At 59.0% G+C, this 16,058-nt stretch carries 11 protein-coding genes; 3 read left to right on the plus strand and 8 right to left on the minus strand.

The features are described 5' to 3' along the window. Positions 1–102: 102 nt before the first annotated feature. The 6 genes from clpB to FS804_RS18860 form a co-directional block, all read right to left on the minus strand. Positions 103–2,727 carry an ATP-dependent chaperone ClpB gene (gene clpB, locus FS804_RS18835; protein ID WP_144578467.1) on the minus strand — a complete coding sequence of 875 codons (2,625 nt, stop codon included), beginning with the start codon at positions 2,725–2,727 and terminating at the stop codon, positions 103–105. A gap of 351 nt (positions 2,728–3,078) precedes the next feature. Continuing rightward, the gene (locus FS804_RS18840; protein ID WP_144578468.1) at positions 3,079–3,864 is read right to left on the minus strand and encodes a DUF4167 domain-containing protein; all 786 of its coding nucleotides are present in this window, start codon (positions 3,862–3,864) and stop codon (positions 3,079–3,081) included. 393 nt (positions 3,865–4,257) lie between these two features. Then, a complete protein-coding gene (prmC, locus tag FS804_RS18845; protein ID WP_144578469.1) occupies positions 4,258–5,133 on the minus strand; it encodes a peptide chain release factor N(5)-glutamine methyltransferase in 876 nt (291 codons plus the stop codon). After that, positions 5,130–6,209 carry a peptide chain release factor 1 gene (gene prfA, locus FS804_RS18850; protein WP_063947239.1) on the minus strand — a complete coding sequence of 360 codons (1,080 nt, stop codon included), beginning with the start codon at positions 6,207–6,209 and terminating at the stop codon, positions 5,130–5,132. The genes prmC and prfA overlap by 4 nt, the downstream gene beginning before the upstream one ends. Before the next feature lie 29 nt (positions 6,210–6,238). Beyond that, positions 6,239–8,506, minus strand: coding sequence for a phosphoenolpyruvate--protein phosphotransferase (ptsP, locus tag FS804_RS18855; RefSeq protein WP_144578470.1), 2,268 nt, complete (start codon positions 8,504–8,506; stop codon positions 6,239–6,241). Positions 8,507–8,681: 175 nt separating this feature from the next. Next, complete coding sequence (locus tag FS804_RS18860; RefSeq protein ID WP_144578630.1) at positions 8,682–9,959, minus strand: aspartate kinase; 1,278 nt, start codon at positions 9,957–9,959, stop codon at positions 8,682–8,684. A 389-nt stretch (positions 9,960–10,348) separates the two neighbouring features. Here FS804_RS18860 and FS804_RS18870 point away from each other — a divergent pair, with 389 nt between their 5' ends. Further along, positions 10,349–12,196 (plus strand): DEAD/DEAH box helicase, encoded by a 1,848-nt coding sequence (locus FS804_RS18870; protein ID WP_063947237.1) that lies wholly within the window; start codon positions 10,349–10,351, stop codon positions 12,194–12,196. Positions 12,197–12,472: 276 nt separating this feature from the next. On the opposite strand, the gene FS804_RS18875 is transcribed toward FS804_RS18870, so the two are convergent. Continuing rightward, positions 12,473–13,711: a saccharopine dehydrogenase family protein gene (locus tag FS804_RS18875; protein ID WP_144578471.1), complete on the minus strand. Its 1,239-nt coding sequence runs from the start codon at positions 13,709–13,711 to the stop codon at positions 12,473–12,475. A gap of 59 nt (positions 13,712–13,770) precedes the next feature. Next, a complete protein-coding gene (nspC, locus tag FS804_RS18880) occupies positions 13,771–14,868 on the minus strand; it encodes a carboxynorspermidine decarboxylase (RefSeq protein WP_144578472.1) in 1,098 nt (365 codons plus the stop codon). 279 nt (positions 14,869–15,147) lie between these two features. Between nspC and FS804_RS18885 the strand changes: the two genes are divergently transcribed. Both FS804_RS18885 and FS804_RS18890 read left to right on the plus strand, forming a co-directional pair. Further along, positions 15,148–15,492: a YqjD family protein gene (locus FS804_RS18885; protein WP_063947235.1), complete on the plus strand. Its 345-nt coding sequence runs from the start codon at positions 15,148–15,150 to the stop codon at positions 15,490–15,492. Positions 15,493–15,496: 4 nt separating this feature from the next. After that, positions 15,497–15,934: a hypothetical protein gene (locus tag FS804_RS18890; protein WP_144578473.1), complete on the plus strand. Its 438-nt coding sequence runs from the start codon at positions 15,497–15,499 to the stop codon at positions 15,932–15,934. The last annotated feature ends 124 nt before the right edge of the window (positions 15,935–16,058 follow it).

Consider the following 16,058-nt stretch of genomic DNA (forward strand, 5'->3'; position numbering starts at 1 on the left):
GGGAGCAGGTTTCTTCAACATGTCCCAATGAATCACAAACCCCCAGCTCACGCCAGGGGTTTGTCAGCAGTCTGAGGGCTCCGTTTCCGGAGCCCTCTCGTTTTATGCCGCATCGGCGGTTTCGGTCTCGGCCTCACCCTTCGCGGGCTTGACCTTGAACAGTAGCCGATCGGTTCCCGACGTGACCTTGACCCGCGAACCATCAGGAATTTCGCCACCGAGGATCATCTCGGCGAGCCGGTCCTGAACGGATTTCTGGATCACCCGCTTCAGCGGTCGAGCGCCATAGGCAGGATCGTAACCCTTGTTGGCAAGCCAGGTTCGGGCATCCTCATCCAGTTCGAGCGAAATCTTGCGATCGCCAAGCAGCGAAACGAGACGCTTCAACTGGATTTCCACGATCGCACCCATTTCGTCGCGCCGCAGGCGATGGAACAGGATGATATCGTCGATACGGTTGAGGAATTCCGGCCGGAAATGCGACCGAACCCGCTCCATCACCAGTTCACGAACCGAATCCACATCGTCATTGTCGCCCATCTGCGTCATGAATTCCGAACCGAGGTTCGAGGTCATGATGATGATCGTGTTCTTGAAATCGACGGTGCGGCCCTGGCCATCCGTCAGACGGCCATCATCAAGCACCTGCAGCAGGACGTTGAAGACATCCGGATGCGCTTTTTCGATCTCGTCAAACAGCACGACCTGATAGGGCCGGCGGCGAACCGCTTCCGTGAGCGCCCCACCCTCTTCATAACCGACATAGCCGGGAGGCGCGCCGATCAGCCGGGCGACGGAGTGCTTCTCCATATATTCCGACATGTCGAGGCGAACCATCGCGGTTTCGTCGTCGAACAGGAAGCGGGCGAGCGATTTGGTCAGCTCGGTCTTGCCCACGCCCGTCGGGCCGAGGAAGATGAACGAACCGATGGGACGGTTGGGATCCTGCAGGCCGGCACGCGAACGGCGGACAGCCTTGGAAACCGCCTGAACGGCCTCGCCCTGCCCGACAACGGACTTGGCAAGTTCGTCTTCCATGCGCAGCAGCTTTTCGCGCTGGCCTTCGAGCATCTTATCGACCGGGATGCCGGTCCAGCGGGACACGACATGCGCGATGTTGTCGGCCGTGACCACTTCCTGCACCATCGAGCCGGCACCGCTGCTGTCGCGGGCTTCCGCCGCAGCCAGTTCCTTTTCCAGGCCAGGAATGATGCCATAGGTCAACTCGCCGGCCCGCTGAAACTGACCGTTGCGCTGAGCAATCGCCAATTCGTTGCGGGCCTCATCCAGCCGCTTCTTAAGATCGGCGGCGTGGCCGAGCTTCTGCTTTTCCGCCTGCCAGCGGGCCGTCAGCGCATCCGCCTTTTCTTCCGTATCCGCCAGCTCGTCTTCCAGCTTCTTCAGGCGATCAGCGGAGGACTGGTCAGTTTCCTGCTTCAGGGCTTCGCGTTCGATCTTCAACTGAATGATGCGGCGATCCAGTTCGTCCAGTTCCTCCGGTTTGGAATCCACCTGCATGCGAAGACGCGAGGCGGCCTCATCCATCAGGTCGATTGCCTTATCAGGCAAGAACCGATCAGTGATGTAGCGGTTGGAAAGCGTCGCAGCCGCAACCAGGGCCGAATCCGAGATGCGGACCTTGTGGTGCTGTTCGTATTTTTCCTTCAACCCGCGCAGGATCGAGATCGTGTCCTCAACGGTCGGCTCGTCCACCAACACGGGCTGGAACCGGCGGGCAAGGGCCGGATCCTTTTCGACGTGCTTGCGGTATTCATCGAGCGTTGTGGCGCCGACGCAGTGCAGCTCACCACGGGCAAGAGCGGGCTTGAGCAGGTTGGACGCATCCATGGCGCCATCCGCCTTGCCGGCACCGACGAGCGTGTGCATCTCGTCGATGAACAGGATGATGCCGCCATTTTCGGCCTGTACCTCATTAAGGACAGCCTTCAGGCGCTCCTCGAACTCACCGCGATATTTTGCGCCGGCGATCAGCGCGCCCATATCGAGCGCCATCAGCTTCTTGTCTTTCAAGCTTTCAGGCACGTCGCCATTGACGATGCGCAGCGCAAGGCCCTCCGCGATGGCTGTTTTACCGACGCCTGGTTCACCGATTAGAACGGGGTTGTTCTTGGTACGGCGCGAGAGGACCTGAATGGTGCGGCGAATCTCGTCGTCGCGACCGATAACAGGGTCGAGCTTGCCTTCGCGGGCTTCTTCCGTCAGGTCGCGCGCGAACTTCTTCAGCGCATCGAAGCCCTGTTCAGCGTTGGCGCTGTCAGCCGTGCGGCCCTTGCGAATGTCATTGATGACCTGATTAAGCGCCTGTGCGGTCGCACCCGCCTTCTTCAGGGAAGCCGAGGTGGACGCAGAGCTTTCGATTGCAAGCGCCTGCAGAAGACGCTCGACGGTGACAAAACTGTCGCCGGCCTTCTTCGCAAGGTCTTCAGCAGTGGCGAAAACCTTGGCAAGCGGTGCAGTCAGCGCAAGGCCGCCGTTACCGCCGGAAACCTTCGGCAATTTCGCAAGGGCCGCGTCATTGGCGAGCCGCGCTTCTTTGGCGTCGCCGCCGGCGCGCTCAATGAGTGATGCCGCCATGCCCTGCTCGTCATCAAGCAGAACCTTCAGAACATGTTCCGGCGAAAACTGCTGATGGTTTTCGGCAAGCGCAAAGGTTTGCGCCGATTGCAGAAAACCGCGAACGCGCTCGGAGTATTTTTCAATATTCATAGTCGAACCTCCATATACCGGTCCGCCCGCTTTCGGCACGGCTCCGGGTGTTAGGGTTGAGGCTCCCTCAAAAGGCAAGCCCCGCTACGACAGCCGTGTTGAAGAGATTTCACGCCCGTCGCCTCTCGCTGGTCGGCACCGACAATGCGGTTTTATCCTTCCTGCACGAATATGGGAGGCGTTTTCATCGGTTTAAAGGGGAGTGAATCTACCGTATCGAGAAATTTTCGGTCTACCTGACAGGTGTCAATTCGCCAGTCCAATAAAGCCGGAGAATGCGAAGGATCGCCGAAAACAAAAAACTCCGGCAAGCCGGAGTTTTTCAATCGCGATGTGATTTGCAGATGCTGCTTATTCGGCAGCATTCTCGAGAGGCGCAGCCTCTTCACCGGCAGGCTTTTCTTCGCCTTCCGCACCTTCCGCCGTGGCGGTGCGGCGCGGCCGGCGCTGACGGGGGGCAGCTGCACGGCGAGTCTTCGGGGCGCGTTCAGCCGCCGGCGCCTCGGCCTGCTGCTGCTCTTCCTCGAAAGCCACTTCCATGGGTGTGCCTTCGATCACGGGCTGCGGCGCCTGGCTGGCGTCGTAAACCGGCGGCTGCTGTTCGGCGGCCACCTGCGGCTGGCGCGGCTGACGCTCCTGCCGTTCGCGGCGATCCGGACGCTCGCGACGTTCCTGGCGCTGCTCGTTTCGCTCAGCACGCTCCTGACGTTCGGGCTGCTGCGCGCGCTCGGCTCGTTCGGCCGGCTGCTGCGGTGCAACGACGCCTTCCTCGCCATCATTCACGTCCATATCGTCGCCATCGGGCCCGGAATAGTCGCCGCGGTCGTCGCGCTGGAAGCGTTCCTGCATCTGGGCCTGGGCCGATGCGATGATACGGTTATAATGTTCAGCGTGCTGGAGATAATTCTCCGCCATGACGCGGTCGCCGGAGCTCTGCGCGTCGCGCGCCAAAGCGGCATATTTCTCCGCTATGTGCTGCGCAGTGCCACGGATTTTAACATCGGGGCCGGAACTGTCATAAGTTCTGGTCAGCGGATTGCCGCCCTTGCGGTTGAAATTATTGTTGTTACCGCCACCATTGTTATTGTTGTTGTTTCCACGCCCCCGGCCGCGCTTGTTTTGCTGTCCTGGCCTCATCAATTGCTCACCTGAATTCTGTTTTTGCTGACAATCTGGTTGTTTTCATGCAATTCCGGGCGGAAAACCGCTGGAAATTTTTCCTGAAATTGCTCCATCACGCGCCTTGCCGAAGATAACTCCTGGGCAAGACCTCGCGTATGACGACCGGCTGCGCAAATGCTGCACCGAGCCGCCTGCGAACAAAGTTTCCTGATTCACATGCCGGAAACGCCCAGCCTTTCAGGGTTCTCAAAAGAACCCGCTTCGGGACTGACCCATACCCTGACGAATCTCAGTTCGTCCTCAGCCACCCGGCATGTGGCCGCAAACTATCCCGCTTCCCGCGGAAATCCAAGCCTTTTCTTTTGCTGTGCAAAATATCCTTGAAAAAAAAGCCCGCAAACAAATCGCTCACAACTCTCTCCGGAAGGTCAAAACGCGATCATTACCGCCATAATCCTTGACGGCGCCCAGAAGAGAGAAGCCGTGGGAAGCAAATATAGCGGAAACATCAAGCCTTTGATCAAAACCGATCTCTACACCGACAATCCCGTTTTCCACAAGAAAACGACCTGCGTCGGCGGCAATGAGGCGGTACGGTGCCAGGCCGTCCTGACCTCCGTCCAGCGCGGCCATCGGGTCGTGGTTACGAACCTCCTGGTCGAGCGTTGCGACGACATCCGTTCTTATATAGGGCGGATTCGACGCAATTATGTCAAAGCGACCAGAGATTTTTTCGAACCAGTCGCTGCGAATGGTTGCGAAGCGTTTTCCGAGGCCGTTTCGGCCTGCATTTTTGGCCGCCGTCTCCAGCGCATCAAGGGAGATGTCGCTGCCGATTCCGGTCGCTTCTGGGCACTCCTTCAACAGTGCCAGACAGATCGCCCCGGTGCCGGTTCCCATGTCCAGAATACGAGCGCTGCCCTTGGCGGAAACAATTTTTTTCAGCGCCGGCAACAGCGTATCGACCAGAACTTCCGTATCCGGCCGTGGCTCAAGCGTTTCCTTCGACAGCAGAAGATCCAGACCATGAAACTCGCGGTGACCGAGAATGCGGTGAACGGGTTCGCCGCTGGCCCGACGTTCGATCATGGCGACGATACGGGCATTTTCTTCCACGGTGACTGGACGGTCTGGCTTCATCACGAAATCGGTCAATGAGAAACCGACGACATCAGCAATCAGAACCCGCGCATCGAAAAGCGGATCGCCGATCCCGGCTGCCTGCAGCCTTTTGCGGGCGGTGGCAAGCACGCTTGCAACGCTCCCTTCGCCCGGCGTGCTCAAAGCTGCTCGCCGAGCTGGGCGAGCTGTCCTGCCTGATAATCGGCGATCAGCGCATCCAAGAGTTCATCGATCTCGCCCTCGATCATGCGGTCCAGCTTGTAGAGCGTAAGATTGATGCGGTGATCGGTGACGCGGCCCTGCGGGAAATTATAGGTGCGGATGCGCTCGGACCGGTCGCCTGAGCCGACCTGGCTCTTACGGTCGGCAGAGCGTTCGCTCTCTACCTTCTGACGCTCGATGTCATAGAGACGTGACCGCAGCACCTGCATGGCCTTGGCTCGGTTCTGGTGCTGCGATTTTTCCGAGCTGGTGACGATCAGACCTGTTGGAAGATGGGTGATGCGAACCGCCGAGTCGGTAGTGTTGACATGCTGACCGCCTGCACCCGACGCGCGCATGGTGTCGATACGAATGTCTTCCGGGCGGATTTCTATGTCGATGTCCTCAGCTTCCGGCAACACGGCAACCGTGGCGGCAGAGGTGTGGATGCGGCCGCTTGCTTCCGTCTCCGGGACGCGTTGGACGCGGTGAACGCCGGATTCGAATTTCAGCTTGGAGAATACCCCTCGCCCGCTGATGGTGGCGATGATTTCCTTGTAACCACCCGCTTCACCCTCGCTTGCGGAAAGAACCTCCACCTTCCAGCCCTTGGAAGCAGCAAAGCGCTCATACATGCGAAAAAGATCGCCGGCGAAAAGCGCCGCCTCGGAACCGCCGGTTCCGGCGCGGATTTCAAGAATTGCACTCTTTTCATCTGCCGCATCCTTCGGCAGCAGCAGGACCTGCATGTCCTTCTCCAGATCCTCGATCCGGCTGTCGATTTCCGGCAGCTCCATTTCCGCCAGTTCGCGCATATCCTTGTCGGTCGTCTTGTCAGCAAGCAGCGCTTCGAGATCGGCGGCCTCGGAAACAGCTTTTTCGTACTCGCGTATCTTCTTCACCACCGGCTCGAGTTCGGAATATTCTGAAGCCAGCTTCACATACACATCCGCAGCAGGCCCGGCCGACATTCGCGCTTCGATTTCACCGAAACGCCTTTCCAACTCGCGCATTTTTTCGACGGGAAGCTTTGCCACCAGTCACTCCAATTATGAAACAGGTCTTGTTAGATGGGAATGGAATGCGTCGCTGCAAAGCGTAACAACACCTCGCGCGCGCTTTCCACCGAATTGTGATCGTCCAGCGCTGCGTTTAGCTCCTCGGCCAAGCTCGCAGCATCGAGACCGAGCAGCATCGCCTTGACCGGACCGATCGCCGTTGGCGACATGGACACCGAACGGAAACCGAGGCCGATCAAAGCCATCGCCGAAAGCGGCTTGCTTGCCATTTCGCCGCACAACGTCACGGAGGTATGATGCCTTTCGCCGGCGCGCACGATATCACGCAGAATGCGCAGGAACGGCTTACCCAGGGTGTCGAAACGATCCGACACCCGCGCGTTGCCACGGTCCACCGCCATCGAGAACTGGAACAGATCGTTCGAGCCGACGGAAACGAAATCCACCTCCTGCATCAGCTCATCGAGCTGCCACATCAAAGACGGCACCTCCAGCATCGCGCCGAATTGCAGCTTTTTCGGCAGCGCATGGCTGAATTTCGAAAGATGCTGCACTTCTTTCTGGAGAAGATCGCGCGCGGCGCGGATTTCGGAAACCTCCGTCACCATTGGCAACATCATGCGCAGTTCAGCACCTGACGCGGCACGCAGCAGGGCGCGCATCTGCGTGCGCATCAGGCCCGGCCGGTCGAGCGACAGGCGGATCGCCCGCCATCCCAGCGCCGGATTTTCCTCTTCCTGCCCGCGCATATAGGAAACGACCTTGTCGCCACCGATGTCCAGCGTGCGGAAGGTGACGCTCTTTCCCTTCGCCTGCCGGAGAACCGATCGGTAAAAGGCCTCCTGCTCCTCGCCCTTCGGCATGTTGGAGGCAATCATGAACTGCAACTCGGTGCGGAACAGCCCGATGCCATCGGCGCCGGATTCCTCGAGCTGCGGCAGGTCTACCAGAAGACCGGCGTTCATCTTCAGGTTGACTTTCTGGCCATCCTTGGTGATCGGCTCGACATTACGAAGCGCCCGAAACTGCTCCTGCCGGCGGGCGCGCAGCCGCACTTTTTCTTCATAGGCGCGCTGCAGATCCGACATCGGCCGTAGATGCACCTGACCGTCATCACCATCGATGATGATGGGATCGTTGTTTTCGGCAAGCGCGACGATACCTGTCGCCTGTCCGATGATCGGGATGCCCATGGCACGCGCCACGATGACGACATGGCTCGTTACCGCGCCGTCCTCGAGCACGAGACCGCGCAGTTTTTCGCGCGGATAATCCAGAAGTTCTGCTGCACCCATGGCACGCGCCAGCACAATGGCGTCGACCGGGAAATCCTGCTCGGGACCACGACCGCCAAAACCGATCAGCTGGCGCAGCAGGCGGTTGGCGAGATCGTCGAAATCATGCATGCGTTCGCGCAGATAGGGATCGGTCAGACGCATCATGCGCGCCTTGGTGTCGCTCTGCACCTTTTCGACCGCGGCTTCCGCCGTCAGGCCATTGCGGATCGCCTCTTCCATGCGCCGCACCCAGCCCTGGTCGTGGGCAAACATGCGGTAGGTCTCAAGGACCTCGCGATGTTCGCCTTCGGTCGGCACGTCACGGCGTTGCAACATGTCGTCGATCGACAGCCGCAGGGAGCCGATGGCATCGGCAAGACGCCGGATTTCCGTGTCCGCATCTTCATTCAGCAGGTTCGTAACGACGATGCGCGGATCGTGCAGCACGACATGGCCAAGACCGATGCCTTCGCCATAGGCGTCGCCATCGATAGAGACGGCACGAGTCAGATCGAGCTCCACGCCGGGGCGGGTGATCTTCTTCAATTCACCGCTCGCCACTATTTCAGCGATAAGCATCGCGGTTGTCTCGAGCGCTTCAACTTCATCCTCCCGATACGTTCGGCTGGCCTTGTTCTGGACCACAAGAACGCCAAGAGTGCGACCGGAGCGCAAAATCGGCACGCCGAGGAAAGAATGATAAATTTCCTCACCGGTTTCAGGGAGATAGCGGAATGCGGGATGCGCCTGCGCATCGGAAAGATTGAGCGGTTGGGCGGATGCGGCGATGGTGCCGACAAGGCCCTGCCCCATTTTCAGCTGGGCAAGATGCACGGCATCCTTGTTGAGACCTTCAGTGGCGTAAAGTTCCAGAACGCTGTCGGAACGCAGCACGTAGACCGAGCAAACCTCCGCCACCATGTTGCTGGCAATCTGACGGACGATCTGGTCCAGACGCTCCTGCGGTTCAAGGTGCTCCGCCATCATTTCGCGCAGCCGCTTGAGCAGGACGCGTGGACCTGCGGAAAGGTCTCTCATCGCGTTTGCTCCCCGACGCTTCCGATCTGAATCTCATAATATTCGAGAATCGAAACGTCATTTAAAAATTTATAGCGAGAGAAGCGCGTCCCGCAAGGGACACGCCTTCATGAAACGCCACATCGGAAGAACGCAACTCCGAAGAATCGGAGCATCGGGACCCGATGTCTCGGGTTCAAGCTTTATCGAGGCCGTAGGCGGAATGCAAAGTGCGAACGGCAAGTTCGGCGTAGGCGCCGTCGATCAGGATCGAAATCTTGATCTCCGAGGTGGTGATCGCCTTGATGTTGATGTTCTTCTCGGCCAGTGCCTTGAACGCGCTGGCGGCAACGCCCGCATGGCTGCGCATGCCGATACCAATGACCGACACCTTGGCGAGACCCGTTTCGTTCTGCGCGACGTCGAAGCCGATCTGGGCCTTGTTGTCATTGAGAACCTTGAGCGCCTTGGCAACGTCACCCGAAGGAACGGTGAAGGTCATGTCGGTGCGCGAACCGTCTTCGGAGATGTTCTGCACGATCATGTCGACATTGATGTGCGCTTCCGCCAGAGGCCCGAAGATCGCGGCGGAGACGCCCGGACGATCGGCCACGCGGCGCAGCGAGATCTGTGCTTCATCCTTGGCATAGGCGATGCCGGTTACGACTTCCTGTTCCACGATTTCATCCTCGTCACAAATCAAAGTACCGGGCGGGTTGATGAGGTCGCCCATGCCCGGCGCATCGGGATCCTCGAAACTGGAGCGAACGAAGGTGCGCACCTTGTGTACCATGGCAAGCTCGACCGAGCGCACCTGCAGCACCTTGGCGCCGAGAGACGCCATTTCGAGCATTTCCTCGAAGGCGATCTTCTTCATGCGGCGAGCCTTGGGCTCGATGCGCGGATCGGTCGTGTAGACGCCGTCGACATCCGTATAGATGTCACAACGATCCGCCTTGACGGCAGCGGCGATGGCAACGGCCGAGGTGTCGGAGCCGCCACGGCCGAGCGTTGCGATGCGGTTATCCGGACCGATGCCCTGGAAACCGGCGACAACGGCAACCTGGCCTTCGCCCATGCGCTTGACGATATCGGATCCGTCGATTTCCAGAATGCGGGCGGCGCCATGCGCATTATCGGTGCGGATCGGGATCTGCCAGCCCTGCCACGAGCGCGCATTGATGCCCATGGACTGCAGCGTGATTGCGAGGAGACCCGACGTCACCTGCTCGCCCGACGCGACGACAGCGTCATATTCCCGCGCGTCGTAAAACGATGCGGCGTTGCTTCCCGCGACCTTGGCCGCGTTCTGTACCCAGTCCACCAGCTCGTTGGTTTTACCGGACATGGCCGAAACAACCACGGCCACTTCATGGCCGGCATCCACTTCGCGTTTCACATGCCGTGCGACATTGTGAATACGTTCGAGGTTCGCGACGGACGTGCCGCCGAATTTCATGACAATGCGAGCCATAGCCTTGACCAGTACCATCCCATTTTCCCGCCGGCTCTTTCAGAAGACGGACGGACAAGAACACACCCAGTCGGCCCTTCATGACAAAGAGCCTCAAGTTGCGGGTCTCTTAGCGAAAAGCCGGGGGGCACGCAATGCCGTTTATGAACCATGCGGTACGCCTTTTGAGCGCCTGCAAGATGTTCGGATTGTCGGTTCGAATCTCTGGCGGGATAAAGCACCCGTAAAAGAGCGTACCGCGGCGCACTGTACAAATGGCGCCATTCGCAGTATGAGCGCGGCAATGCAACCGGCCAGATGGCCGAAATGGCCAGTATCGGCTGCCCCGGAGACTTTAGGACCTATTGGTTTCGGGCGGATGCGGGCAGCTCATATCCGAAAGACGGTAGATGACAGACACCCAGGGTATCGCCCCGGCGATCGCGCAGGCGTTGGAAAAACGCGGCTACAAAGACTTGACCCCCGTGCAGCAGGCCATGCTTGCGCCGGAACTTGCCGACAAGGACGCGCTGGTTTCCGCGCAGACCGGTTCCGGCAAAACCGTTGCCTTCGGCATCGCGCTTGCGACCACGCTGCTGCGTGACAACACCCGTTTCGGCCAGGCCGCCGCGCCTCTGGCGCTTGCCATTGCTCCCACACGTGAACTGGCCATGCAGGTCAAGCGCGAGCTGGAATGGCTTTACGAATTTGCTGGCGTCTCCATTGCCTCCTGCGTCGGCGGCATGGATATCCGCAATGAGCGCCGGGCGCTGGAGCGCGGTGCGCATATCGTCGTCGGCACGCCCGGCCGTCTCTGCGACCACATCAAGCGCAATGCGCTCGATCTCTCGTCGATCCGCGCTGTCGTGCTCGACGAAGCCGACGAGATGCTGGACCTGGGCTTCCGCGAAGATCTGGAATTCATTCTGGAAGAATCGCCAGAAGATCGCCGTACGCTAATGTTCTCGGCAACCGTGCCGCGCAGCATCGCAAAGCTGGCCGAGAGCTATCAGAAGAATGCCGTTCGCATCGCAACTGCTTCCGAGCAGAAGCAGCATGTCGATATCGAATATCGCGCCATGCTGGTGACGCCCGCCGATCGCGAGAACGCCATTATCAATGCGCTGCGTTTTTACGAAGCCCGCAACGCCATCGTGTTTTGCTCCACCCGGGCCGCGGTCAATCATCTGACGGCACGTCTCAACAATCGCGGCTTTTCGGTCGTGGCGCTCTCGGGCGAACTCACCCAGAACGAGCGCACACATGCCCTGCAGGCCATGCGCGACGGCCGCGCCCGCGTTTGCGTTGCGACTGACGTTGCCGCCCGCGGTATCGACCTGCCGGGTCTCGAACTCGTAATCCACGCCGACCTGCCGACCAATTCCGAGACGCTTCTCCACCGTTCCGGCCGCACAGGCCGTGCCGGGCAGAAGGGCGTCAGCGCCGTTGTGGTGCCTGTCACGCAGCGTCGCAAGGCTGAACGCCTGCTGGAAGGCGCGAAGGTCAGCGCCGCCTGGGTTCACCCGCCATCTGCGGAAGAAATCATCGAGCGTGATGGTGCGCGGCTTCTGGCCGACCCGTCGCTGATGGAGGCCGTGGCCGAGGACGAACGCGATTTCGTCACCAAGCTGCTGGACCAGCATGGCGCAGAAAAGGTTGCGGCCGCCTTCGTGCGCCTCTATCACGCCGGACGGTCTGCTCCCGAGGACATCACCGAGGTGTCGCTCGACAACAGCCGCAAGCCGCGCCGCGACAGTTTCGAAACGGTTGAGAACAACGCACCGCGTCGCGAGCGTTCCGATTTCGCCGACAGCGCTTGGTTTTCGCTGTCCGTCGGTCGCAAGCAGAGTGCCGAACCGCGCTGGCTGATCCCGATGCTGTGCCGCTTCGGCAAGATCACCCGCCAGGATATCGGCGCGATCCGCATGCAGCAGACCGAGACCTTCGTGGAACTGGCCGCCGACGCCGTCGACCGCTTCACCTCCGCCATCGGCAAGGACATGACCCTCGAAAAGGGCATTCGTCTGAAGGCGCTGGAAGGCAAGCCGGAAATGACCGGCGGCTTCCGCGAAGACACGCGCCCGGCCAAGGCCCAGCGGAAGTTCAGCAAGTCCGACAACGCGAGCGCCCCCCGCGATGACCGCAAGGGCGACGACAAGCCCTGGAAAAAGAAAAAGGCCTTTGGCGACAAGCCGAAATATGAAGGCAAAAAGGACAAGCCTTTCGAGAAGCGCGGACCGAAGCCGACGAAGGGCTGAGGACGTCCTTCGTTTTTGGCTCTTGCAGGAAAATGGGTCCCTTTTTGTGGGACTCAAGCCGGTCGACGACCTCCTCCGTCATGCCGGACCTGATCCGGCATCCAGCCACGACGCGTCTGCGTCGTGAGAAGACCCTTTTGCGATCAAAGACTTGATCGCGCTAGACCCCGGATCAAGTCCGGCTTGACGGAGTGGCAATCGATTCAGGTCGACAGATTCAGCAAAAAGCCCCGCTTTCGCGGGGCTTTCTATTTAACGCGATCAAAACGCCTGCGCTCAGAATTCCAGAGCGCGATCCCCGTTTTCGTCCTTGATGCGGTTCGGAAGACCGATCTTGTTCAGAAGGTTCAGGAACGGCTTCGGCGGCAGTTCTTCGACGTTTGCCATCTGCTTCACATCCCATTTACCTGTCGCGATCAACATAGCGGCAGCGACCGGCGGAACGCCGGCGGTGTAGGAAATGCCCTGCGAACCGACTTCTTCGTAAGCGTCCTTGTGGTCGGCCACATTGTAGATGAAGACTTCGCGTTCCTTGCCGTCCTTGATACCCTTGACGATATCGCCGATACAGGTCTTGCCGACGTAATCGGGCGCGAGCGAGGACGGATCGGGCAGCACGGCCTTGACCACCTTGAGCGGCACGACTTCCAGACCTTCCGCCGTCTTGACCGGCTTTTCGGACAAGAGGCCAAGGTTCTTCAGCACGGTGAAGACGTTGATGTAGTGATCGCCGAAGCCCATCCAGAAGCGCACATCGGCACCGTCCATGTTCTTGGAAAGCGAATGCACCTCGTCATGGCCGGTCATATAGGCCTTCTGCTTGCCGACGACGGGCAGATCGAATTCCTGGCCAACTTCGAACATCTGGTTCGTCTGCCACTGGCCATTCTGCCAGGAATAAACGACGCCCGTGAATTCGCGGAAATTGATTTCCGGATCGAAGTTGGTGGAGAACCAGCGGCCGTGGCTGCCGGCGTTGATATCGACGATATCGACCGACGTGACCTTGTCGAAATACTCATCCTTGGCAAGGCGCGCATAGGCGTTGACCACGCCCGGGTCGAAACCGACGCCGAGAATGGCGGTAATGCCCTTTTCCTTGCATTCCTCCGCGCGCTTCCACTCGTAGTTTCCGTACCACGGCGGCGTCTCGCAGATCTTGGTCGGATCCTCGTGGATCGCCGTATCCATATAGGCAACCCCCGTGTCCATGCAGGCACGAAGAACGGACATGTTGACAAAAGCCGAACCGACATTGATGACGATTTCCACGCCGGTTTTCTTGATCAAGGCTTTTGTCGCCTCGATATCCATCGCGTCAAGCGCATGGGCCTCAAGCTTCACTTCCGTCTTGAGGCTCTTCTTTTCGCGTACGGACTCGACAATCTTGCGGCACTTTTCCAAGGTCCGTGACGCAATATGAATGTCTCCCAATACATCGCTGTTCTGGGCGCATTTATGCGCCACGACCTGTGCTACGCCACCGGCGCCGATGATCAGAACGTTCTTCTTCATTTCAGGTGATGCCTCCTTTTCCCCGCAGGGATGAGCTTCGTTGGATGTTGAAACAGGGTTTAAGACAGGCTTTGCTCGAAATCGGCAAAGTCGAATTCACGAACGGCGCGAACCGAGCCGTCGAGTTCTTTAATGGCGATCGTCGGCATCTTGACACCGTTGAACCAGTTCTTCTTGACCATGGTATAACCGGCAGCATCCTGGAAGGAGATGCGGTCACCGACCTTCAGCTCCTTGTCGAAACGGAAATCGCCGAAGATATCACCGGCGAGGCAGGACTTGCCGCAGACCATGTAGGGATGTTCGCCCTCGTTCGGCGAAACCTTGGCGCTCTCGCGATAGATCAAGAGATCGAGCATATGCGCCTCGATCGAACTGTCGACGATGGCGAGGTTCTTGCCGTTGAACAGCGTGTCGAGAACGGTCACTTCGAGCGTCGTGCTCTTCGTGATCGACGCTTCGCCCGGCTCGAGATACACCTGAACGCCGTATTTTTCGGAGAAGGCGCGCAGACGGTCGCAGAACTGGTCGAGCGGGTAATCGTCTCCGGTAAAGTGGATGCCGCCACCGAGGCTTACCCATTCGGCGCGCGACAGCAGCGATCCGAATTTCTCCTCGATCTGCGTCAACATGCGGTCAAACAGGGAAAAATCGCTGTTTTCGCAATTGTTGTGAATCATGAAGCCGGAAATCCGGTCCATCATTTTGTCAACCTTGGCGACATCCCATTCGCCGAGACGGCTGAAAGGACGTGCGGGATCGGCGAGGTCGAAGCTCGAGGAGCTGACCTGCGGATTGAGGCGCAGACCGCGCGTGATGCCAGATGCCTTGTCGGCAAAACGCTCCAGCTGACCGATCGAATTGAAGATGATCTTGTCCGCATTCGCAATGACGTCGTCGATTTCGTAATCAGCGTAGGCCACGGAGTAGGCATGGGTCTCGCCGCCGAATTTCTCGCGCCCGAGACGGACTTCATAAAGCGACGATGAGGTCGTGCCGTCCATATATTGCGACATGAAATCGAAGACCGACCAAGTCGCAAAGCATTTCAACGCCAGCAGCGCCTTGGCGCCGGATTTTTCACGCACATAGGCAATCTTCTCCATGTTGCGGAGGAGTTTTGTCTTGTCGATCAGGTAATAAGGCGTCTGCAGCATGTCGTTTCACATATTGATTGAAGTCAAGGTCGGTCTTGGATGATGGGCCTTATATGATGCTTGTGACAGGAAAACAAATGTCCGGGGGTGAATTCCTTCAAAAAGGCCTTTCCCCGAAAATCGGACGAATAAAACACATGACGTTACGGAACCAAGCCTAAGCGGGCGCGTTTCCATCGCGGACAGGCGGGTGTTTCTGCCGCCGTAACGAGAGTTAAACGGCGGCGGTTTCTGACACGTCGCAACCCCGATCAACGATGTTCAGGAAGGACTTTACTCATGGCAAGCGTGCGTAGCAGCGTTAACGACAAGATCCAGCAATCCCTCGAAAGCGGTGATGCAGCCGACGTGGCAGCCCAGCTCTCCCAGCTTCGCGAAGACCTGGCAAATCTTGCCAAGAGTGTGAAGGCGCTTGGCGTTGGCGCTTCGTATGAACTGAAAGCGCAGGCAGCGCGCGTTGCTGACGATGCGATCTCTGCGTCCAGCGACATGGCCGACACCGTCCGCAACGAAATCTCGACGCTGAACGACAACCTTACCGATCAGGTCCAGAAGAACCCGTTGCAATCGCTCGGCATTGCCGTTGGCGTCGGCTTCGTTCTCGCTCTCCTGACGCGTCGATAAGCTCATGCTTGAGGCATTGCTGGTCTATCTGGGAGAGACCCGGCGTGAAGGCCGCGTCGTCACCCGACGACTGCGGTCAGTCATAATACTATCGGTACTTGCTGGGATATTTTTCCTCATCGCCTTCGTCGCAGCGGTCGTGGCGGGTTCCATCTATCTTGCCCGCCATGTCGGGGCCGGACCGGCGGCCCTCGTTGTTGCGGGTGCGGCATTCCTTCTCGGCGTCATCATGTTGGTCGCGCTTGCGATCCTCAAACGTCCCCGGGTTTATGCCACGAGGCCGATTTCTCCGCTTGCTGCCGCTGCGCCTTTGACGGCGGCACCGCTTGCTCTGCAATCTCTGCTTTCACTCGCAATTCAGGCGCGGCCCTATGCCACCCTTGCCGTCGCAGTCGCCGCAGGTTTCCTCGCGACTAGAGTAGGTACGAAAAAGACCAAGTGATTTCTTGGCAGGCGAACCGAACCAACCGCGCATCCAAGCCATGGATGCGCGGTTTTTTTTATGGTACCGGCGAAGGATAAATTGGCTTGGGGCTTCCCGCGCCTCGCCGCCCTTTTTTAAACAC

Origin of the sequence: Agrobacterium sp. DE0009 (assembly GCF_007680755.1) — a bacterium.
GTDB lineage: Bacteria > Pseudomonadota > Alphaproteobacteria > Rhizobiales > Rhizobiaceae > Agrobacterium > Agrobacterium tumefaciens_B.